The sequence below is a fragment of the Chitinophaga sp. genome, assembly GCF_039596155.1.
Taxonomy (GTDB): Bacteria; Bacteroidota; Bacteroidia; order Chitinophagales; family Chitinophagaceae; genus Chitinophaga.
Window position 1 is genome coordinate 1 of the sequence record NZ_JBCNKF010000042.1, and the last position, 21,975, is coordinate 21,975.

Annotated in this window: 14 protein-coding genes; 8 read left to right on the top strand and 6 right to left on the bottom strand. The window is 45.1% G+C overall.

Annotation, left to right across the window (positions count from 1 at the left end):
• Positions 1–48 precede the first annotated feature (48 nt).
• Together ABDW33_RS28355 and rbfA are read right to left on the bottom strand one after the other, a co-directional pair.
• The gene (locus ABDW33_RS28355; protein WP_343693465.1) at positions 49–243 is read right to left on the bottom strand and encodes a hypothetical protein; all 195 of its coding nucleotides are present in this window, start codon (positions 241–243) and stop codon (positions 49–51) included.
• Positions 244–260: 17 nt separating this feature from the next.
• The gene (rbfA, locus tag ABDW33_RS28360) at positions 261–635 is read right to left on the bottom strand and encodes a 30S ribosome-binding factor RbfA (RefSeq protein ID WP_116852728.1); all 375 of its coding nucleotides are present in this window, start codon (positions 633–635) and stop codon (positions 261–263) included.
• A 145-nt stretch (positions 636–780) separates the two neighbouring features.
• On the opposite strand from rbfA, the gene ABDW33_RS28365 reads away from it, so the two are divergent.
• Positions 781–2,610: an ABC transporter ATP-binding protein gene (locus ABDW33_RS28365; protein ID WP_343693466.1), complete on the top strand. Its 1,830-nt coding sequence runs from the start codon at positions 781–783 to the stop codon at positions 2,608–2,610.
• 96 nt (positions 2,611–2,706) lie between these two features.
• Here ABDW33_RS28365 and ABDW33_RS28370 read toward each other — a convergent pair whose 3' ends face one another.
• Both ABDW33_RS28370 and ileS read right to left on the bottom strand, forming a co-directional pair.
• The gene (locus ABDW33_RS28370; protein ID WP_343693467.1) at positions 2,707–3,759 is read right to left on the bottom strand and encodes a TraR/DksA C4-type zinc finger protein; all 1,053 of its coding nucleotides are present in this window, start codon (positions 3,757–3,759) and stop codon (positions 2,707–2,709) included.
• Positions 3,760–3,764: 5 nt separating this feature from the next.
• Positions 3,765–7,115, bottom strand: a complete 3,351-nt coding sequence (ileS, locus tag ABDW33_RS28375) for an isoleucine--tRNA ligase (protein WP_343693468.1) — start codon at positions 7,113–7,115, stop codon at positions 3,765–3,767.
• Between the two features lie 277 nt (positions 7,116–7,392).
• Here ileS and ABDW33_RS28380 point away from each other — a divergent pair, with 277 nt between their 5' ends.
• Positions 7,393–7,857 (top strand): PepSY-like domain-containing protein, encoded by a 465-nt coding sequence (locus ABDW33_RS28380; RefSeq protein ID WP_343693469.1) that lies wholly within the window; start codon positions 7,393–7,395, stop codon positions 7,855–7,857.
• Between the two features lie 600 nt (positions 7,858–8,457).
• Here ABDW33_RS28380 and ABDW33_RS28385 read toward each other — a convergent pair.
• Positions 8,458–9,369, bottom strand: coding sequence for an AraC family transcriptional regulator (locus ABDW33_RS28385; protein ID WP_343693470.1), 912 nt, complete (start codon positions 9,367–9,369; stop codon positions 8,458–8,460).
• A 407-nt stretch (positions 9,370–9,776) separates the two neighbouring features.
• Between ABDW33_RS28385 and ABDW33_RS28390 the strand changes: the two genes are divergently transcribed.
• The 5 genes from ABDW33_RS28390 to ABDW33_RS28410 all read left to right on the top strand — a co-directional run bounded on the left by ABDW33_RS28390 (position 9,777) and on the right by ABDW33_RS28410 (position 19,043).
• Entirely contained in the window at positions 9,777–11,456 is a 1,680-nt protein-coding gene (locus ABDW33_RS28390; protein WP_343693471.1) for a hypothetical protein, read from the top strand.
• A 145-nt stretch (positions 11,457–11,601) separates the two neighbouring features.
• Positions 11,602–13,581 carry a DNA topoisomerase (ATP-hydrolyzing) subunit B gene (gene gyrB / locus ABDW33_RS28395; RefSeq protein ID WP_343693472.1) on the top strand — a complete coding sequence of 660 codons (1,980 nt, stop codon included), beginning with the start codon at positions 11,602–11,604 and terminating at the stop codon, positions 13,579–13,581.
• 295 nt (positions 13,582–13,876) lie between these two features.
• Entirely contained in the window at positions 13,877–14,338 is a 462-nt protein-coding gene (locus tag ABDW33_RS28400) for a hypothetical protein (RefSeq protein ID WP_343693473.1), read from the top strand.
• Between the two features lie 255 nt (positions 14,339–14,593).
• Positions 14,594–17,638: a SusC/RagA family TonB-linked outer membrane protein gene (locus ABDW33_RS28405; protein WP_343693474.1), complete on the top strand. Its 3,045-nt coding sequence runs from the start codon at positions 14,594–14,596 to the stop codon at positions 17,636–17,638.
• A gap of 10 nt (positions 17,639–17,648) precedes the next feature.
• Entirely contained in the window at positions 17,649–19,043 is a 1,395-nt protein-coding gene (locus ABDW33_RS28410; RefSeq protein ID WP_343693475.1) for a SusD/RagB family nutrient-binding outer membrane lipoprotein, read from the top strand.
• Between the two features lie 68 nt (positions 19,044–19,111).
• Here ABDW33_RS28410 and ABDW33_RS28415 read toward each other — a convergent pair whose 3' ends face one another.
• The gene (locus ABDW33_RS28415; protein WP_343693476.1) at positions 19,112–19,816 is read right to left on the bottom strand and encodes an SIMPL domain-containing protein; all 705 of its coding nucleotides are present in this window, start codon (positions 19,814–19,816) and stop codon (positions 19,112–19,114) included.
• Positions 19,817–20,001: 185 nt separating this feature from the next.
• Between ABDW33_RS28415 and ABDW33_RS28420 the strand changes: the two genes are divergently transcribed.
• Positions 20,002–21,939, top strand: a complete 1,938-nt coding sequence (locus ABDW33_RS28420; RefSeq protein WP_343693477.1) for a PKD domain-containing protein — start codon at positions 20,002–20,004, stop codon at positions 21,937–21,939.
• Positions 21,940–21,975: the final 36 nt, after the last annotated feature.

Here is a 21,975-nt window from a genome sequence, read left to right on the forward strand (position 1 = left end):
GCGAACAGCACGGCGCGACCGGTCGGATGGGCTGCGTCGGCTCGTCGACTATCGGGATAACGGGCGTTGCGTTCCGCGTGGGAGAGACTTCACCAGCCCTTCAAAACCGTTGAATACACTGAGGATAATAATCAGGGCAGCCACACCGACTGCTATAGCCGATACGCTCACCCATGCAATAATATTAATGGCGTTAGTACTCTTTTTGGCCCTGAAATACCGGGATGCGAACTGCCAGATCATACTTTTAGCTGAAATTCCTATTTGTTTTCCTTCCCGGCATCGTCATCGTTAATCTTCTTGAAGAGTTCTTCCATTTTGAACACGTAATCCAGCGTGTCGTCCAGGAAGAGGGTAATTTCCGGAATACGGCGCAACTGCTTGCCTACACGATTGCCCAGGTCTCTCTTGATCACACCCATCTGTTCTTTGATCCTGTTGATCATTTCGTGGTTATCCCTGATCTGGAACATGCTCAGGTATACCCTCGCCTCCAGCAGATCCGGGGTCACACGCACTGCGGAGATGGAGATCATGCCCCCTTCTATCACATTGAATCCATGACGCTGAAATATATCACTCAGTTCTTTTTGTAACAGTTGTCCTATTTGTTTCTGTCTCTTGCTTTCCTGCATATTATACGAATTGTTAATATTGAGATGTAAAGAAACCAGGGGAACATCACTATTAATATTGTAGTAACTTGCAGCCCTGTTTCTCGTCTCTCCCGCAAAGATACGGAAACACGCATGCGCGATACGATATAAAATAAAGTAAAAGATGAAGACATTTTTTAGGTTGCTGGATTTATCCCGACCTTATCACCACTACGTTCCGGAATACATTGTTTATATCATCCTCTATTCCATACTGGGAATCATGAACTTTACCCTCCTCATTCCCATGATGAATGCATTGTTTGACACAGGCCACCAGGCAGTGGTCACTCATTTACCGGAGTTCTCCCTGAGCTTTGGATATGTAAAAGATGTTTTCTATTATTACCTGAACCAGCAGCTAACGACAGAGGCGGGGAAATTCGGCGTACTGGTATATGTATGTATTGTGCTGTTTGCTACCATCGTACTCAAAAATATTTTCGGCTACCTGAGCCAGAAGGTACTGACACGTATGCGTGTCAGCATGGTGAAGAAAATGCGCGAAAGGCTGTTTGATCAGTTCAGCACACAATCTCTTCGTTTCTTTCACGATGAGCGGAAGGGTGACCTGCTCTCCACGATCAGTTCTGATGTGGTAGAAGTAGAAAACTCGGTGGCTACCTCGTTGCAAACGCTCTTCAGGGATCCGTTGGTGATCATCTCTACTTTTATTGCACTGTTCGTAATTTCGAAAGAGCTAACCGTTTTCTGTATCCTGTTTTTCCCCATCTCCGGCTGGCTGATCAGCAGCGTATCCAAGAAACTGAAAAGACAGTCCAATATCAGCCAGGGTTTGCTGGGTAGGTTATTGAATGTGACAGAAGAAACGCTGTCTGGTATACGCATCATCAAAGCTTTCAACGGGGAAAAGTTCATTCGGGAGAAGTTTGATAACGATAACGCTGCTTTTGCACAAACAGTTAAGAATATACAAAACCAGCGAGAAATGGCATCTCCTGTATCCGAAATTCTTGGGGTACTCGTGGTTGTGGTGATCATGCTATATGGTGGTTACCTGATCCTGAATCATAGGAGTAATCTCGATCCGGGTATGTTCATTGGTTACCTGGCCCTGTATTTCCAGATCCTAGCGCCTGCCAAGAACATTGGGTCTGCGTTTACAGCACTTCCCAAAGGCCTTGCTGCCGGAGAAAGAGTACTGCGTATCATTGATCTTGACAATCCGATCAAGGACAAACCGGATGCGCAGTCACTAACTGCCTTCAACGATAGCATTGTTTACGACAATATCACTTTCAGGTATAACGAAGCACCTGTTATCAAAAACGTAAGCCTCAAAATTCCGAAGGGGAAGATGGTGGCGCTGGTAGGTAAGAGTGGTGCAGGAAAGACCACGATGGCAGATCTGCTGCCGCGCTTTTACGATGTACAGGGGGGCAAGATCATGGTAGATGGCAAGGACATCCGTGATGTGAAAATGCACGACCTCCGCGCACTCATGGGTATGGTATCGCAGGAAGCTATCCTTTTTAACGACACGATCTTCAATAACATCGCCTTCGGACAGGAAAATGCAGACAAGGAAGAAGTGATCAGGGCGGCAAAGATTGCCAATGCACACGAGTTCATTATTAAACAGGAAGAAGGATATGATACCGTGATAGGAGATAGGGGGATGAAACTGAGTGGCGGGCAGCGTCAGCGTCTCACCATTGCCAGGGCCATTTTCAAGAATCCACCGATCCTGATCCTGGATGAGGCCACCTCTGCATTGGATACCGAATCAGAAAAACTGGTGCAGGATGCACTGGACAAGCTGATGGAAAATCGTACGACTATCGTGATCGCACACAGGTTATCCACCATTCAGCATGCAGATATCATTGTGGTAATGGACCAGGGAGAGATCAAAGAGCAGGGTACGCACGAAGAGCTGATCGCAGTGAATGGGATTTACAAGAAACTGGTAGAAATGCAGGAATTCAAATAGGTGAATGCTGGTATAGTTCAGTTACCGCGATAATATTGCAAAGCAAAAGCCCGGATGGTACATCCGGGCTTTCTTTTTATCTTATAGAAGAGAAAATTACTTGCTCTTAGCCAATTTAGCTTCGATACTCAGGGTAGCATGAGGAACTGCACGCAGCCTTGCCTTATCGATCAGCTTACCGGTCATACGACAAATACCATAAGTTTTGTTCTCGATACGGATCATTGCTTTCTCCAGGTGATCGATGAACTGGATCTGGCGGCTGGCCATCTGGTTCAGCTGTTCTCTTTCCTGAGAACCGGAACCATCTTCCATGCTCATGTATTTGTTTTCAGTATCGTCAGTACCAGCTTCATCCTTGCGGGTGATCAGGCCTTGCAGGTAAACCAGTTCTTTCTTCGCTGCTTCCAGCTTTTTGGTGATCAGGTCTTTGAATTCCTGGAGGTCTGCATCGCTGTAACGATAGATCGGTCCGGAAGGCTGTTCAGGTTGGTCCAATACGGACTTAGTGAATTCTGGCTGGTAAGTAACCAGGGTGTTCGCTTTGGAACCGGCTTTCTTATCAGCTTTTTCCACACGTTCAACAGGTTTTTCAGCCTTTACAGGTGCTTTTTCTGTTTTCGCAGGCGCTTTTTCAGCTGTTTTCTTGCCGGCATCTTTTGCTACTGCCTTTTCCTTCTCTTCTTTTTCTTTATTATTCTTTACTGGCATTATTACTTCTTTTTCTTCTGGCTTGGAAATTAGTTTTTCTTTTTCAGCAGGTGCGGCGGGCGCAACCACTTTCTGCTTTGTATCAGTCACTTTCGCAGCTGCCGGCTTAACGGGCGCCTTAGCTGCTTTAACGGGCTGCTTAGCTGTGGGTGCAGCCGGGGCAGGTGCTGGTTTCGCTACAGATTTGCTGGAAGGGGATGCTTTTGTAACTGTTTTATTACTGGCAACAGCCTTTGGGGTAGCCACCGTTTTTCCGGGTTTTGCAGGGGCTTTCGACGTTACAGTCTTCGCAGTAGATTTTTCAGCCTGGACCGCTGCCTTTTTAGCAGAAGATGCCTGAGCCGCATTCTTTGCGGGTGTAGCCTGCTTTACCGTAGCTTTTGAAGCCGGTACTGCCTTACGGGTCTTACTAATAGCAACTTTTTTGCCTGTTGCCATGGGGATTAGCTTTTTTTGTTAACTAATACATTAAATGTCAAATCATTAACTTCAATTTCAACTCCATCCTGTAATTCCGGCACTAATTCCACACTATCTGCCAAAATTTCCGTGCAAATATAGTCATTATAGTTAATAATCGCGGACTTGAGGCTATCTGCAACCGCCATTTTTACCTGTATCCTGTCAGTCAGTTCAAAATCATTATCCTTCCTGATTTTCTGGATACGGTTTACCAATTCACGGGCATTGCCTTCATCGAGCAGTTCGGGGGTAATAGTAATATCCAGCGCAACCGTTAAGGCGCCTTTATTAGCTACAGTCCAACCAGGAATGTCTTCTGAAATGATTTCAACGTCAGATAACACTATAGGCATTTGCTCATTGTCGATCAGCAAGTTAAACTGTCCGTCCCTTTCTAATACTGCTATATCTGCATCTGTGAAAGCGGTAATAGCTGCTGCCACTGCTTTCATTTTTGCCCCCATTTTACTACCCAGGGATTTGAAGTTTGGCTTGATCTTTTTCTTGATGAAACCGGCGGTTTCCGTAAGATAATCAATACCTTTCACATTGACTTCACTTTTTATGAGGTGAGCCACTTTTTCCACCTGGTCCTTCAGGTGTCCATCCTGTACAGGGATCAATATTTTCTGTAACGGCTGACGTACTTTAATATTTACCTTTTTACGGAGAGACAGCACCAGGGAGCTGATATCCTGTGCCAGCTGCATTCTTTCTTCAAGTGACGCGTCGATTGCTGTAGTTACGACGGCAGGGAAATCTACATGGTGTACAGATACCCTGTCACTGCGTTTACTTACCTGATTCAGGTTGTTGAATAACCAGTCTGCAAAGAACGGTGATACCGGCGCCATCAGTTTGGACAGGGTTTCGAGACATTCGAACAGGGTCTGATAAGCAGAGATCTTGTCGTGTTCGTATTCCCCCTTCCAGAAACGACGGCGACAGAGACGTACATACCAGTTACTCAGATGTTCGTCTACGAAGCTCTGTATAGCCCTTCCAGCCTGAGTAGGCTCGTATTCATCAAAAAATCCTGTAACATCTTTTACCAGCGTATTCAGCAGGGAAATGATCCAGCGGTCGATTTCCGGGCGCTGCTCCAGCGGGATGTATGCTTCTTTGAACCCGAAGTTGTCCAGGTTCGCATACATGGCAAAGAAGTTATAGGTATTGTACAAGGTGCCGAACAACTTACGTTGTACTTCACGGATGCCTTCAATATCAAATTTCATGCTATCCCATGGAGAAGCATTGGTTATGAGGTACCAACGGGTAGCATCTGCACCAAAAGACTCCAGTGTTTCGAATGGATTGACCACATTGCCGAGCCTTTTACTCATTTTGTTGCCATTCTTATCCAGGACGAGTCCGTTAGAGACCACAGTTTTGTAAGCTACGCTGTCAAACAACATCGCACCGAGTGCATGCAGGGTATAGAACCATCCGCGGGTCTGATCCACCCCTTCAGCGATGAAGTCGGCGGGGAAGTTCTGCTCAAAAGTTTCTTTGTTCTCGAATGGGAAGTGCCATTGTGCGTAAGGCATGGCACCGCTATCGAACCATACATCGATCAGATCAGGCTCACGGCGCATGGGTTTACCAGATGCACTTACTAATATGATATTATCTACAAATGGCTTGTGCAGATCAGAAGTCAGGTGCTCGATGTAAGCAGCGGCATCTTTCTGATCAGCAGGTACCTGCATAATACCAGCAGCCAGTGACTTTGACAACTCTTCACGAAGTTCTGCCACAGAACCAATACAGATTTCTTCCTCATTGTCTTCTGTACGCCAAACCGGCAGCGGGGTACCCCAATAACGGCTACGGCTCAGGTTCCAGTCTACCATATTTTCCAACCAGTTGCCAAAACGTCCGGAACCTGTAGAAGCAGGCTTCCAGTTGATCGTTTTGTTCAGCTCTACCATCCTGTCTTTCATCGCAGTGGTACGGATGAACCAGGCATCCAGCGGATAATATAATACAGGTTTATCTGTACGCCAGCAGTGAGGGTATGTATGTTCATACTTCTCCACCCTGAAAGCGCGGTTCTCTTTCTTCAGTTTGACAGCGATATCAACATCGACATCTTTATAATCCGGATCGCTTTTATAATTTTTCACATAACGGCCACCGAATTCCCCTACAGTATCCAGGAATTTACCCTGACGATCTACCAGCGTCAGGATACCCAGGCCATACTTCTTACCTACCTTGTTATCGTCCGCACCAAAAGCAGGGGCGGTATGCACGATACCGGTACCATCTTCGGTGGTAACGAAATCGCCCAGGATCACACGGAAAGGATCGCCTTCTTCAGGCTGCACGTAAGGTAATAACTGCTCATAGCGGATTTCTTCCAGCTGGCTGCCCTTGAAAACTGCCAGCGTCTGCCATGGAATGACTTTATCACCTTCTTTATAGGCAGCGAAATCACCGTCTTCACCTTCTTTCTTAAAGTACTTACCGGTCAGGGCAGTTGCCATTACGACAAACTGTGGGAGGCCGGTATAAGGATTGAAAGTACGGATCAGTGCATACTCGATGTTTGCACCTACAGTCAGGCCCAGGTTGGAAGGCAGAGTCCAGGGGGTAGTGGTCCAGGCCATGAAGAACACTTCGGCAGCAGGATCAACTTTACGGGCAATCTCGAACAGGAAAGCGGATCTGTCTGATTCAATTGCTTTGAAAGTAGCTACGACTGTCGTATCCTTTACGTCTTTGTAAGTACCGGGTTGATTCAATTCATGAGAACTCAGACCCGTACCCGCAGCAGGAGAATAAGGCTGAATGCTTACACTCTTGTACAGGAGTCCTTTCTTATATAATGTCTGCAGGCACCACCAGAGACTTTCAATGTAATTGTTCTCGAAAGTAACATAGGGTTGCTGAAGATCTACCCAATACCCCATCTGGCGTGTCAGGTCATCCCATTTATCTTTATATTTTAATACCTCAGTACGACAGGTCCTGTTATATTCTTCAATGGAAATCGTCTTTCCAATATCTTCTTTCGTAATGCCGAGCGTTTTTTCTACACCCAATTCCACAGGCAGACCGTGGGTATCCCAACCGCCTTTGCGCTTCACCTGGAAGCCACGCATCGTCTTATAACGGCACACAAGATCCTTAAGCGTACGGCTAATGACGTGGTGAATGCCCGGTAAGCCGTTAGCACTTGGCGGACCTTCATAAAAAACGAAGGGGGTCGCGCCTTCCCGCAGCGATACACTCTGCTCAAAAGCCTGCTCCTGCTCCCAGCGAGCCAATACATCTTTCGCTATCTGCGGTAAATTCAGCTGATTATATTCCTGATATTTGCTGCTCATAAAACAATTATGCGCCCTTTGACGTTAATAAGTATGTTGATTAAAATTCTGCAAAGTTACGGATTTTAGCCGGCTCTTATAAGGAAATAAGGACTAAAAACAAAGAAGTAAACCATTTGATTTTAATTGCTGAATATTTTTTGTACTTTTACAACGCATTGATTCGCCACTGAATCTTGGCATTGTTTTGGTAACTAACGTCGGAAGAAAAACATAAGTTGAAAAACTTAACCCAAAAGATTGATAAACCAGAAATTGTAACCATATCTGATCAATTATGAGAAAGTTAGTTTTTATATTTTTTGTGGCACTTGTTACTTCCGGCACAACTTTTGCACAAAAAAAATCAGCAAAAAAAACAAAGAAAGTAGTTGCTAAGACAGAAATGGCAGCTCCGGCAGTTGTAAAAGATTCTTTTCAACAGAACTTTGCAGGTACGGACGCCAGGTGGACTAAAAACTACGGAGGCAATTGGGTAGCTAACTTTACCAGAAATGAAGTGAAGACAACCGCGGAGTTTGATAAAGATGGTAAATGGATTGCAACCCGCAGCAATTATACAGAAGCAACCCTGCCACAAGCAGTTGCAACAGGTGTAAAAGCTAAGTATCCGACCGCCACCATCAAAGATGGCTGGAAAATTGAAAGGTCAGATATTGCCTCTTATTACAAGGTAAATATTCAGGACAACGGTACACAAAAAGCAGTGTTGATTAATGAGGCTGGTACCATTGCAGAATGATTACTTTCACTAATTAGTATTTCATAGGTATAGGGATAAATAGGACAGACCCTGCTCTTTTGGGCGGGGTTTTCTTTTTTTAGTCATCCGGTTATCCTCCTGCGTCAAGATACTTAAGTCAGCCAATGGTCTACAACCATGCGGCGAAAAAAAAGGGTTCACCTGCGGTGAACCCTTTTTTTTGCATCTAAAATTAGAAACAAAAACCGTCTCGTATAATACGAGACGGCTTTATGTAATTACGGTAGAAGACTTACCTGACAAAAAACGCACTTTCAAAAGGTCAAATATGGTGTTTGAGGTGCAAAATAATGGCTTTACTCAATTTTTTTGCCCGGTAAGCCTTCCCCATGGTCAAATCTGATAAGGAAGCTTATAAGGAGGATCAGGATAGATATCTGCCGATCGTGATACAAAGATGCATCAATCTTCCACACTTCCTTTTTCAATTCGGGAAAAGTAATGATCAAAAAGGGAAAACCTCTTCTCCCGTTTAAAACATGCCCGAAAAACAGCATTCATCAACAGGGATGACAACCATCTTCAGAAAAAAAAAGCCCCCTGTATGACAGGAGGCTTCTTTATATAATAAATTGATTATTAACGCAATAACAACTCACAAGGCTTTAATCCGGTATGCTTCTTAAACGCAGTGGAGAAATGGGAAATACAGGAATACCCCATCAGGATCGCCACTTCACTCACACTCATTCCCTTTTCGTACAGCAGTCCTTTCGCCTTTTCCATTCTTTCCTTCTGGAAATAGTCATATATAGTGGTACCATACATCGCCTTAAATCCCTTCTTCAGGTAACACTCGTTCATCGCCACCCTACGGGCCAGATCACGAATGGTAATAGGCGCATCCAGCTGCTCCAGCAGGATATCCTTTGCCTTCTCAATCTTTCCACGGTCTTCCATGTGGGTGAGGAAACGACAACCAAAACGGTCATCTGTGTCATTCTGCACAAACTGGTCAGAGCTGAATAATAACAACTCCAGCGCCTTGCTCTGCAAAAAGATATTCTTCAAAGCCCCATCATAGTTATGATGTACCATCTGCTCCAATACCTGTTTCGACTTGGTACTGGGAGCTATTGTCTTGACGAATGGCTTACGTGACTGCATGTCAAACAGGGTACTGGTCGTAGACCCCTTCTGCAGGGTCTGTATAAACGACGGCTGGAAACGCACTGTGATCATGTCGATCGATGGCTGCTTTTGATTACAGTTATCTTTTTTATGTGCGCATACCTGGTCTGTACATCCTGGATTTTGACAATATTTATTTCCAGCTACACAATAGCGTAGCTCCACAGCAGCAGATTGACCTCTTTTAGCCGGCTGATACACCACCATCGCAATATCGTCTACCGGCAAAGGGCGGTCATATGTAAACCGCTGCAAGGTGAAATCGAGACAGTCAGGTACAGCCACACTATCAGATACAACCAACTCAAGCTGGTCGCTCATCGCCGGCTGGCGGATAGCCAATGCTAATATGTCCTGCAACTCTTTCAATTTCCTGATCTAATGTTAAAATCCTGACAAAAATAGTCAATCATATTTTAATGGAAACGATTATGACAGTGAGGTGACCAAAACACGTAGTTTCCTTTTGGAAACCCCCGGATTGGGCGATTATGTATATGGTCTCCTCCAATAACAGATCTATAGCGCTTCTTCAGAGATATCCCGCAGATAACCCGCAGATATCCCGCCTATAACCCGCATATAAGCCGCCAATAACCTGCATCTAATAAGAGGCGGGTTATCTACGGAATATCTATGGGATATTTACGGGAAACCCCGGGGTTATCCATATTTCCCAGAGATAAAATGGAAATAGCCTTAAGATAACATCCACTACTTTTATCTTTGAGTGGGTTACTGGTATGAAATTCGTTCACACATCCCTAATGGAAAGAAAATCCTTTATACAAAGATTCTGGAAGAAAGCCCTGATCATCCTGGCCAGCTTTATCCTGTTAGTTATGGCAACCGCCTGGTACCTGGCCCACCGCTGGGACCACCAGATCCGTGTGCAGCTCAAGAGTTATGTGCTCGAGATGTCTGATAGCCTGTATAACCTCCAGTACGATAAATTGCACCTGAACCTCATTACAGGTAGCCTGGGTATTGAAAAAGTAAGCCTGGTCAGAGATTCCGCTGTCTATGCCCGCTTACAGCAACAACACAGGGCTCCCCGGTTCCTCTATACCCTCAGTGCTGACGAAGTCAACCTGAAATACTTCAAAGTATGGCGGTACTTCCACAAAAAGCAACTGAGTGCGACCTCGCTGATCCTGCGAAATCCAAGTATCGTACTGGAACTCAACACCCGGAACATCGATACCACCAAACCCCGGAATGCCTATCAGAACATTTCCGACAAGATATCCTCCATTCACCTGGGCAATCTTCAACTTGACAATACCAACCTGAAGTATACCTATATCAAAAAGGACAGTAGCCTTATTTATACACAGCTCAATGAACTGAGTGTACAGATCAAGGATTTCCTGATCGACTCAGTAGCGCTGCAGGACCCTACCCGTTTCCTGTATGCCCGTAACTATATTATTGATCTGAAAAATTACCAGTACCGGACCCCGGACAGCCTTTACTGGATGCATGTGAGAGATGTACATTACAGTGCGGAAGACAGAAGCATCAAAATAGGGCAGTTCCAGGTCGATCCCCGGTATAACAGGGAACAGTTCGACATCAAATCCGTTTACCAGCGGGACCGTTTCGATGTACACCTGAACGATATTGACATTACCAACCTGGAGCCCAGGTTGCTCCTTGAGAACCAGGTATTTCAGGCAGGGAAGGTGGTTATCAACAGCGGGAACCTGGACATTTACCATAACCGGAATCTTCCCCCGTCTCCCGGAAACAAACTCGGGAAATTCCCGAACCAGATACTGCTAAAAGTAGCGCTACCTATTAATATAGATACCATTATTGGCAAGCGAACCGATATCCTGTACACAGAGATCAATCCAAAGTCCCAGGAAGCAGGGAAACTCAGTTTCAAACAGGTGCATGGCATTTTCCGGAACGTTACTAATATAGACACCGTCATTGCCCGCAGGCCCATGCTCACAATCGACCTGGATGCCGTGCTGATGAAGAGTGGCAAACTGAAAGCGCACTTTGGCTTTGGACTGAAAAATAACAATGGCGCCTTCTCGGTAACCGGCCAGGTAACCAATATGGACGGCAGGGAACTGAACCCCGTGATGAAACCACTGGGTATGGTGGAAGTAAAATCCTGCAAGATCAACGACCTCAGCTTTAGTATGACAGGCAATGAGCAGGGTACCACCGGCGAAGTAAAGTTCCTTTACTCAGACCTGAAGGTCAATATCCTGAAGAAAGAAGACGGCAGCCATGAGTTTAAAAGGAAGGGCCTGATTAGTTTTATAGCCAACATGCTGGTTATCAAAGACGAGAATCCGGGCAAGGGGGAAACAAGAATTGCACATCCCCATTATACCAGGGATCCTAATAAATCGTTCTTTAACCTGGTGTGGAAGACTCTTTTTACAGGAATCAAGGAAACCGTGCTCGGCGAGCACTCGCCTATATAATAATTAACATGTGAATAAACGAGGTGGAAAAATAACCCATCGATACATCATTTAATTCGCACATTAAACATTGAAATAAGGCTCATTTTTCGTATTTTTGCACAATTCACGAGAATTCAACTCTAAACTACATTTTCACCCAAATATGAGCGACGAATTAGCGCAAGTAACTAGTCCAGCCCAAGGCGGCTATGATGCGGATAGCATTCAGGTACTGGAAGGTTTGGAAGCGGTGCGTAAACGCCCTGCGATGTACATTGGTGACATTGGCGTAAAAGGTCTTCACCACCTTGTATATGAAGTGGTGGATAACTCGATCGATGAGGCACTGGCAGGTTATTGTAAAAATATCGAAGTCACTATCTGCGAGGACAACTCGATCAGGGTTGTGGATGATGGTCGTGGTATCCCTACAGGGATGAATACCAAAGAAGGCCGTTCGGCACTGGAAGTGGTAATGACTGTACTGCACGCAGGTGGTAAATTTGACAAGAATACATATAAGGTATCCGGAGGTTTGCATGGTGTGGGTGTGAGTTGCGTAAACGCACTGAGTACCCTGCTGCATGTGACTGTAAAACGTGAAGGTAAACTGTTCGAACAGGAATATTCCCGCGGTATACCTCAATATGCGGTACGTGAAATCGGTGTTTCCGAAGAAACCGGTACCACTGTACATTTCAAACCAGATGGCGAGATCTTCAAGGATACTACCTACAACAGGGAGATCCTGGCTGGCCGTCTGCGTGAACTGGCTTACCTGAACAGAAAGATTCGCATCGTGCTGACGGATGACCGTGAGAAAGATGACCAGGGTAACTCTGTGAGCGAAACCTTCTACAGTGAAGGTGGTATCATCGAGTTCGTATCTATGCTGGATCGCAATGGTCGCCGCAATGGCCTGTTGCCCGAGCCTATTTTTATTGAAGCACACGATCCTTCCAGCAATGTAGCTGTAGAAGTAGCGGTGATCTATAATGACTCCTTCTCTGAGAACATCTTCTCTTATGTAAATAATATCAATACCATTGAAGGTGGTACACACGTAGCCGGTTTCCGCCGTGCTATCACCCGTGTATTCAAGAGCTATGGTGATAAGAACAAAATGTTCGAGAAGACCAAGGTTGAGGTAACCGGTGATGACTTCCGTGAAGGGTTGAGTGCCATCGTCAGCGTGAAAGTACCTGAACCACAGTTCGAAGGCCAGACCAAAACCAAGTTGGGTAACTCCGATGTAATGGGTGTGGTAGACAGTTCTGTAGCTGCAGTACTCGATGCTTATCTGGAAGAACATCCACGTGAAGCCAAAACCATTATCAACAAGGTAGTACTCGCTGCCCAGGCCCGTGAAGCTGCACGTAAAGCAAGGCAGATGGTACAGCGTAAGAGTGTACTGAGTGGTAGCGGCCTTCCTGGTAAACTGGCAGACTGCTCTGAGAATGATCCTGAGAAATGTGAACTGTACCTGGTCGAGGGTGATTCCGCGGGTGGTACGGCGAAACAAGGTCGTAACCGTAGTTTCCAGGCCATCCTGCCCCTGCGTGGTAAGATCCTGAACGTAGAGAAGGCCATGGAGCACAAGATCTACGAAAACGAAGAAATCAAGAATATCTTCACCGCCCTTGGGGTGACCATCGGTACTGAAGAAGATGATAAAGCACTGAACCTCGCTAAACTCCGCTATCACAAGCTGATCATCATGACGGATGCCGATGTGGATGGTAGCCACATTGCGACACTGATCCTCACGTTCATATTCCGCTACATGAAGGCGATGGTAGAACAAGGCTATGTGTACATTGCACAACCACCCCTGTACCTGGTGAAGAAAAGCAAGGAACAGATCTATGCATGGACAGAAGAAGACCGTAAAGCAGCCATCCAGCAACTGGCTAACGGTAAGGAAGATAGCGTGACTATCCAGCGTTATAAAGGTTTGGGTGAAATGAACGCAGAACAACTGTGGGAAACTACTATGAATCCCGAGAACCGTACACTGAAGCAGGTTACTATCGAAAGTGCTGCCGAAGCAGATCGCGTGTTTAGTATGCTGATGGGCGATGAAGTACCTCCACGTAGAGAATTCATCGAATCTCACGCCAAGTATGCAAAGATTGACGCCTAAGTTAAAATCTATATAGATCGAAAAAGACTGGTTCCGGCCAGTCTTTTTTATTGAATAATATCGCTGGCATTTTGATAAAATTATCTAGTTAAACTCAGAAATCATCACAAAAGGTTAATTTCATACCAATTTGTGGAAAGTGTGGACAATTTTGTTTCTCTCTCATTTACAACCAGTTCGCCCTTATTGTGAACATACCTGTTAAAAAACTTATAAATCTTTTATTTAATTCATCCGATTTCTATGTATTTTGCAGTCCTATTTATCTCTATACCTATTGAAATTTTACTATCCTATGAAACCTAGTTCCCTCCTGGGACTTCTGTGCCTGTTGCTTTCTTTTTGCGCATGTCAGAAAGACAAAGCAGTGCTAACATCGGGATCATTAACTTTCGCGTTTGATGGCACTGCTTATTCAGCAAACACCGCGACTGGTTATGCTGCCGATACCACAGTAATAGGCAAGAAAGTCCTCACCATTGAAGGTCTGACCAGTAACCTTACCAAGCACATTGCACTCACTGTTATATTCCCTGATAGCCTTGCGGTAGGGACCTATACACAGGAAAGCGGCGCCTTCATACTTTGGTCCCCGTCTTTATCTGCCAATGTTGCATCTTATCTCAGTACTACAGCGACAATTAAAATTACAAGCATAAATAGTAAGTATGCCGAAGGCACATTTGCCGGCATTTTAAAAAATGGCGAGAAAGAAGAGCCATTAACGGACGGAATATTTAAAGTCAACATTTATTGATCATCGTTTTTTTTGAAATCTTTTTCCATCGTGTCCCGCTTATTAAAGCGGGACTTTTTGTTTTTACCCCATTCTGGTTAATATCCGAACATAGATAGTTAATTGCGATAAAAAGATAAGAATTCCCACCTATTACATTTGAAGTGAGTCTAAGTCGTACATCATAAACAGGAACAATAATATTGAAGGCCATTTGCGCAGATGGTCTGTAGAGAGTTTTATTTCAGTTAAAAACCAATTTCTAACATCCGTTATATGAAGAGATTTTCATATTACCTGTCAGCTATGCTGGCGGGATTGCTATTTAGTGCCCTCACCTTTGCGCAAAGCAGGGTGATAGAAGGCACAGTGACCGATGAAAACAAAAGCCCCCTCGCCTTCGTTACAGTGAACATCAAAGGCACAAACAAAGGGACAGTGACAGACAAGAATGGTGTATTTTCACTTGAAGTCAAACCATCTGCGACCCTCGTCGTAAGAGCTGTAGGCTTTCTCACCAAAGAAGTGGGTGTAGGCACCGGCTCCACGCTGCAGATCGTTCTCTCTGAAAGCGCCAGCGACCTCAATGAAGTCGTGGTAACAGCACTGGGTGTAAAGAAAGAAAAACGTAATCTCACTTTTAGCTCCCAGGAAGTAAAGAGTGAAGAGATCCTGCGTTCCAGAGAGCCCAATATTGTGAATACACTGGCTGGTAAAGTATCCGGTGTACAGGTCACCAATTCCTCTGGTATGCCCGGCTCCTCTTCCCGTATCGTAGTACGTGGTATTACGTCTTTAAATGGCGAAAACCAGGCTTTAATCGTAATGGATGGTGTACCTGTCAACAATGATGAAACTGACAACCCTAAAGACGGCGGATCAGGTTCCAATCGCCTTTCTGATATCGACCCCAATGTGATCGAAAGCATCAACGTGCTGAAAGGCGCGGCTGCTACCGCCCTCTATGGTTCTGCCGGTGCAAGGGGTGTTGTACTGATCACCACCAGGAAAGGAGGTACTAACCGTAAACCCAGCGTGACTTTATCTTCTGGGCTTTCCTTTGAACAGTCTTATCTCCCCGATCGCCAGACGTCCTATGCACAAGGTGAACACGGCATTTACTTCGACGGTTTAACCACCGCTACACAAAATAAAAATTCATGGGGTCCCCGCATGGATACACTTCGTGTGAACGGAGAGAAAGTTGCTTTTCATAACCAGGCCAAAGAGTTCTTTAAAACAGGCGTGTCTACCAATAACACGATTGCTACTGAAGGCGGTAATGCATCTTCAAGCTATTACCTGTCATACACCTATTTTAACCAGCAGGGTACCATTCCCAATACAGACTATACAAGACACAACCTCTTCGCCAAATACACGACACAGATCTTAAGTAACCTGTCTGCGACTTTTCAGCTTACTTACAGCTCTGTTAAAAACAATATTATGCCACAGGGATGGGGACTGGAAAATCCACTCTGGACCATCTTCGCAGCGCCTGTTTCCTACAACCTGAAACCTTACCTGAATGCTGATGGCACGCAACGCATGTACCGTTCAGGACGTAACAATCCTTACTGGGTGCTGGACAATATCCTGAATACAACTGTAGTGAACAGGTACCTGCCCGTGGCCACCTTTGTTTACTCACCTACCAACTGGCTCTCATTTACTGAAAGAATGGGCGCTGATATGTACCAGGACCAGCTGCATTATCATATCAACGTAGGTGATGTAACGTATACCAATGGTGCGGTGTTATCTATGAATCAAACCCTGCGTCAGTTTAACCATGACTTCATTGTACAACTCAGAAAAGATTTCAGTACTAAACTGAATACCAGTTTGCTGCTGGGTAACAACGTGTATTCCAAATACAACGATGCTATGTCTGCAACAGGACTGGGATTGGCAAAACCCGGCTATTACAATATGGCCAGTGCTTCATCTGTTACCTACAGTGAATCATCTGCACTCATTAGAAAAGTAGGTTTCTACGCACAAGGCGAAATTGATTATAACAGAACCCTGATCCTGAACCTGAGTGGTCGCTATGATGGTAGCTCCGTATTATCTTCCAGCAACCGGTATTATCCTTATGGTTCTGCTGCCGCGGCTTTCATCTTCTCAGAAGTATTGTCTGACAAACTTAAAAAGACCATCAACTTCGGTAAGGTCAGAGCCTCCTATGCAATAGTAGGTAATGATAATGTAGGGGCCTATACGACAAACACCCCTTTCTACCAGGCAATCATCTATGGTGACGTGAGCAGTAACCTGAACTTCCCTTACAACGGGCAAAATGGCTTCCTGATCAGCACAGCGCTCGGTAATGCCCAATTGAAAAATGAATTACAGAAAGAACTGGAGTTTGGCCTGGAGATGAAATTCCTCGACAACAGATTAGGTTTTGAAGCATCCTGGTTCGACCGTAAAATGTCTGACGGACTGGTACAGGGTATTGCCCTGGCCAATTCGACAGGTTTTAGTAGCACGACCATCAACTCTGCCAGAATGCAGACAAAGGGATTGGAAGTACTGGTAAATGCTACGCCTGTCCGTACAAAAAATTTCAGCTGGGATGTGACCATGTCTTATACCAAAATGAACAACAAGGTAACAGAGATCGGAGCAGGTTTAAACCAGACAAGCTTAGGTAATACCTGGGCAATTGTCGGACAGCCATGGGGTGTACTGAAAGGTACCAAATTCGCCCGCACTGCCGATGGCCAGTTACGCATCAATGCTTCTGGCTTACCTTACTCAGATGACGGTAGTAATATACTGGGCAACGTGACTCCAAAATGGATGGGAAGTATTACCAACCAGTTCCGCTTTAAACAGTTCGGATTAAGCTTCTATTTCGATACCAAGCAAGGAGGACAGTTGCAAAATGCAGACGATGGATACAACCTGTTCTATGGTGTGTCAAAGGTGACTGAAAACCGCCAGGACAGGGTCGTGAAAGGCATCAGCGATGCAACAGACCAGCAGAACACAGTGTCTGTTACAGGGCAACAATATTACCAGCAGATCAGCGGTATTACTGAAGCGGTGATACAGGATGCGTCTTATATCAAGTTGCGCAATGTAAGTTTTTCCTACTCATTAGGTCAAAAAACACTGAGTCATCTGCCTTTCAAAAATGCGAGCATCATACTGACAGGTCGTAATCTCTGGATCCATAAATCATCCAATTTCTCCGGTCCTGATCCCGAGGCGAATTCATGGGGTAACAGCAACAGCAGCTTAGGCCTGTATTCCTTTACCACACCGACTTCCCGCTCATTCGATGCTACGCTTAAAATTACTTTCTAAATTCTTGAACATGAAGAAATCAATCCTCGTCATATCTATCTTCACGGCTTCTATGCTGGTGGGATGTAAAAAGTTCCTGGATGTCAACGACAATCCCAACCTGCCAGTAACCGTCTCCGAAAAACTGCTGTTAGGCCCTGTAGAAGCAGGTGCTTCTACCTATATCGCCAATGGGAACGCTGCTGTACTGGTCAATCAATGGATGCAGTATTGTGTACCCAATCAGCCCATGCCGAATACGGCCAATTACCTGGTCACTACTTCGACATTTGATGATTACTGGGGTTCATTTTATACTGTTGAAATGAATAACCTGCATGTGCTGAACTTACAGGCACTTTCGAATGGCAATAGTATGTATGCAGGTATTGCAAAAGTATTAATGGCTTACACATTGGGTAATGCAACCGATTTCTGGGGCGATCTGCCTTATACCGAATCATTTGAGGGTACCGGTATCAGCACACCAAAATTTGATTCGCAGGAAAGTATTTACAATTCAATACAGTTAATGCTGGACAGCGCTATTACAGCATTGAACGAGGGCAAAGGCAGCAAACCAGGTACAGATGATTATATGTACAGCGGGGATATGAGTAAGTGGGTGAAGATGGCATATACCCTGAAAGCAAGATACTATATGCACCTCACCAAAGCCCCCGGACATACCGCAGCTGCACAGGCTTCCCTGGCACTGACGGCACTGGAAAGTGGTATGAGCAGCAATGATGATGATTGCTATTTTCCATATGCAGGTAGTGGTACCTCTTCCAGTCCATGGTACCTCCATTTCTTCAGTACGACCACACTGGTATTAGCATCTCATTATGTAGACTCACTGGTATCAAGAGCCGATCCCCGCTTGCCATACCTGGTGAGCAAAGCAAATGAATCAGGTTTGTACACCGGTAATGTGATCGGATCAGGTGCAGGTAATATTGATTTCTTTTCTGTACCAGGAAGCTTCTACGGCGATATTGCTTCGAACGGTTATGTACTGAATGCAGCAGAAGCAGATTTCATGAAAGCAGAAGCCACTTACATCGTATCAGGATATGCAGCGGCACAACCCATTTACAGGAAAGCCGTAACGAACAATATGCTGAAATTAGGCATCGATACCAGTAGCACGGCTGCACAGAATTATTTATCAAAAAGAGGAACATTGACAGCTGCAAATGCGCTGCAACTGATCATTGAAGAAAAGAATATTGCCAATAATTTCTCTACAGAGAACTGGGTAGATTGGCGCAGGACGGGGTATCCGGCGATATCGCTGATTGCGAATGATAATATTACCAGTTTGCCAAGAAGGTTCCTGTATCCTAATTCAGAGATCTCAACCAATGGATCGAATGTACCATCAGTGAAATTGACGGACAAAGTGTGGTGGGATGGGCAGTAATTAAATCTGAGATAGCAATTGGAAAAAACAGAGCCTGTATCAAATGAATGATACAGGCTCTTATTGCTTTATTGAATAGCAAAAACCGCTTTTATGTCAGCTGTCACTTTAATAGTGCGGTAATCAATATTCGTATCAGCAACGCCTTTATCATATGCATTCACGCCTCTTATGGTGATCATATTATTAGCATACACAGGATGTATTATGTCCACACTATTTTCCACTACTTCTACCACGCCGCCTATCTTTTCACCAATTCCTTCCATCATAGCATTTGCTTTTGCCTTAGCAGCCTGCAATGCTTTTATCTTTGCCTGTAAGCGGTAGTCTTCTATCTTACTGGAAGTGACCTCACTGATATACACATTGGTAATACCACCATCTTCCACGCCATCCAGAATAGTATTCAGTTTAGTAAGCGTACTCAGTTTCAGTCTGAACTCCTTGGATGCATAGAAGTCTGCATCTTTCTTTTTCTTTCTCCACCACTGTTCACCGGATACACTGGAAATAGTCAGGTTTTCAGCGGGAATCCCGGCTTTCTGTATGGCTTTGGTCAACTGATCTTCCAGCGTAGAAATGTCTACCTTATTATTTTTGTCTTTCTGATATTCCTGTAGGGTGATGTTCAGGTAAATGATATCCGGGGTGATCTCTATTTCAGATACGCCGTTTACAGAGATCGTCTTCCTTTTTTTGTCATTCGTATCCTGCGCAAATCCGGTGATCGCCATACCTACAACGAGCAGTGTTAATAATACCTTCTTCATAGTTTTCTATTTTTCTTACATGATGCGGTGGAAATATCAAATTCCATAACCTCCCGTAAAAATTTTATATTCCGGGTATATCCTATATCTATAACCCACAGGCTCAGCAGTAAAAGGGCGCTTAATATTATTCATATACGAACCGTTGTTTTTTGAGTATATTTAAGTTTACCGCATCTGTATCTATGCCAACATCCACGGGTATTATCATGGCGCTACTCTGTCTGTCACTGCTTGTCAAAGCGCAGGTGCAGACTCCTTATATCCTGAATGGCAGTGCTACCCAACGCACCTGTAACTGTTATGTATTAACACAGGATGTAAATACTTCCAGCGGGACCGTATGGAATAAGAACCAGATTGATCTGACCAACTCCTTCGATTATTATTTTGACGTGAACCTGGGCTGTAAGGATAGTGATGGGGCCGATGGGATCGGCTTTATCTTACAGACGAGGGGCACGAACTTAGGGGCTACCGGTTCCGGGATAGGCTTCGAGGGTATCAGCCCCTCACTGGGGATTATTATTGACACCTGGCAGAATTCGATTGACAATGATCCGGCTTATGATCACCTGGCCATCCAGATGAACGGGGTGACAAATCATAATTCTCCGAACAACCTGGCAGGACCTGTGACTGCCATAGATGGGAATGATAACATCGAAGATTGTAACTGGCATATTTTCAGGGTGAAGTGGGATGCCGCCGCCATGCTGATGACGGTAAGTATGGATGGTGCGCTGAGATTGTCTCTTCAAAAGGATATTGTACGCGATATATTCAACAACAGTCCTCTTGTATACTGGGGATTTGCCGGGTCTACAGGAGGAGCTTACAATATACAGCAGTTTTGCGCTGCACTGAGGCCGGAGCTGGCATTTAGTGCTGACCAGCGTTTTTGTATCGGTGATCCGATCGTGTTCAGTGATTCATCCAAATCATTTGGCACTATTACGCGATGGTTATGGAATTTTGGAGATGGCACGACTTCGACGGTATCACAACCTGGCACGCATCATTATGCCAGACCAGGTATATATGATGTGACGATGGTTATTGAAGATAACAGTGGGTGCATTTCTGATACCATGCATCAACAGGTGACGATTGGTACATTCCCGGTAGCGGAGATGTCGGCGGCGCCGTTATGTTTAGGAAGACCCCTCACGATCAGAGATGCTACTACACTGGAGGTAGGCACACTGACGGAGTGGGACTGGGAGTTGAACGGGCATACAGGCAGCGGACAGCAGGTGGTAGCTGATTTCACTTCGCCGGGTACATATCCGGTGCATTTGTCGGTATTGACAAAGGAAGGATGTACGGATGATACAGTGCAGTTGTTATCCGTGTATAATACACCTGTAATAAGTGCCAGCGGGAGTGATGCCTGTATAGGAGATGCCATTGATTTTTCAGCGACAAATCTTACACCTGCACTGTCAATCGCCGGCTGGCATTGGTCTTTGGGAGATGGGAATAAGGCAACACTGCCGCAGCTTAATTATACCTATAAAGCGGGAGGCAGTTATACAGCAGAAGTATATGCAGTGAGTACGGATGGATGTTTGTCTGATTCATTCCGGATCCCGGTGAAGATAGTAGACATCGCACTGTATGCAGGGCGGGATACATTGATTGCTAAAGGCCAGCCATTGCAGTTGAATGCAGTGGCAACGGGAGATAATTTAAGTTACAGCTGGTATCCGGCTACGGGGCTGAATGATGCGCAGATAGCAGATCCAATGGCTGTGTTGTTTCAGGATATGAAATATGTGCTGACGGTGACGTCGCCGGAGGGATGCGTGGAGGTCGATAGTTTGTTTGTGAAGGCGTATACAGGACCGGAGTTTTATGTACCCAGTGCCTTTTCTCCGAATCATGATGGAAAGAATGATTTGTTCAGAGCAATCGCAGCGGGCGTACCGCAACTGGATTATTTATGTGTATGGGATAGATGGGGGAAGGAGATCTTCAGGACAAGCTCACTGACAGGGGCGTGGGATGGCACTTCTAAGGGCCAGGATTCGCCTGTTGGGACGTATGTGTACCAGATAGCAGGCACAGATTATACAGGGCATAAATTCAGCCGGAAAGGAACGGTAACGCTGGTGAGATAAAAAGCGAATCCCAATTACTTTAGTCGAAGGCAAAAG

What these genes read in the sequence shown, in the direction of transcription:
- ABDW33_RS28370 (WP_343693467.1), bottom strand. Translation starts at nt 3,759, where the DNA reads ATGGCAACAGGCAAAAAAGTTGCTATTAGTAAGACCCGTAAGGCAGTA.
- rbfA (WP_116852728.1), bottom strand. Translation starts at nt 635, where the DNA reads ATGCAGGAAAGCAAGAGACAGAAACAAATAGGACAACTGTTACAAAAA.
- ABDW33_RS28415 (WP_343693476.1), bottom strand. Translation starts at nt 19,816, where the DNA reads ATGAAGAAGGTATTATTAACACTGCTCGTTGTAGGTATGGCGATCACC.
- ABDW33_RS28400 (WP_343693473.1), top strand. Translation starts at nt 13,877, where the DNA reads ATGAAACCTAGTTCCCTCCTGGGACTTCTGTGCCTGTTGCTTTCTTTT.
- ABDW33_RS28420 (WP_343693477.1), top strand. Translation starts at nt 20,002, where the DNA reads ATGCCAACATCCACGGGTATTATCATGGCGCTACTCTGTCTGTCACTG.
- gyrB (WP_343693472.1), top strand. Translation starts at nt 11,602, where the DNA reads ATGAGCGACGAATTAGCGCAAGTAACTAGTCCAGCCCAAGGCGGCTAT.
- ABDW33_RS28390 (WP_343693471.1), top strand. Translation starts at nt 9,777, where the DNA reads ATGGAAAGAAAATCCTTTATACAAAGATTCTGGAAGAAAGCCCTGATC.
- ABDW33_RS28365 (WP_343693466.1), top strand. Translation starts at nt 781, where the DNA reads ATGAAGACATTTTTTAGGTTGCTGGATTTATCCCGACCTTATCACCAC.
- ABDW33_RS28380 (WP_343693469.1), top strand. Translation starts at nt 7,393, where the DNA reads ATGAGAAAGTTAGTTTTTATATTTTTTGTGGCACTTGTTACTTCCGGC.
- ileS (WP_343693468.1), bottom strand. Translation starts at nt 7,115, where the DNA reads ATGAGCAGCAAATATCAGGAATATAATCAGCTGAATTTACCGCAGATA.
- ABDW33_RS28355 (WP_343693465.1), bottom strand. Translation starts at nt 243, where the DNA reads ATGATCTGGCAGTTCGCATCCCGGTATTTCAGGGCCAAAAAGAGTACT.
- ABDW33_RS28410 (WP_343693475.1), top strand. Translation starts at nt 17,649, where the DNA reads ATGAAGAAATCAATCCTCGTCATATCTATCTTCACGGCTTCTATGCTG.
- ABDW33_RS28405 (WP_343693474.1), top strand. Translation starts at nt 14,594, where the DNA reads ATGAAGAGATTTTCATATTACCTGTCAGCTATGCTGGCGGGATTGCTA.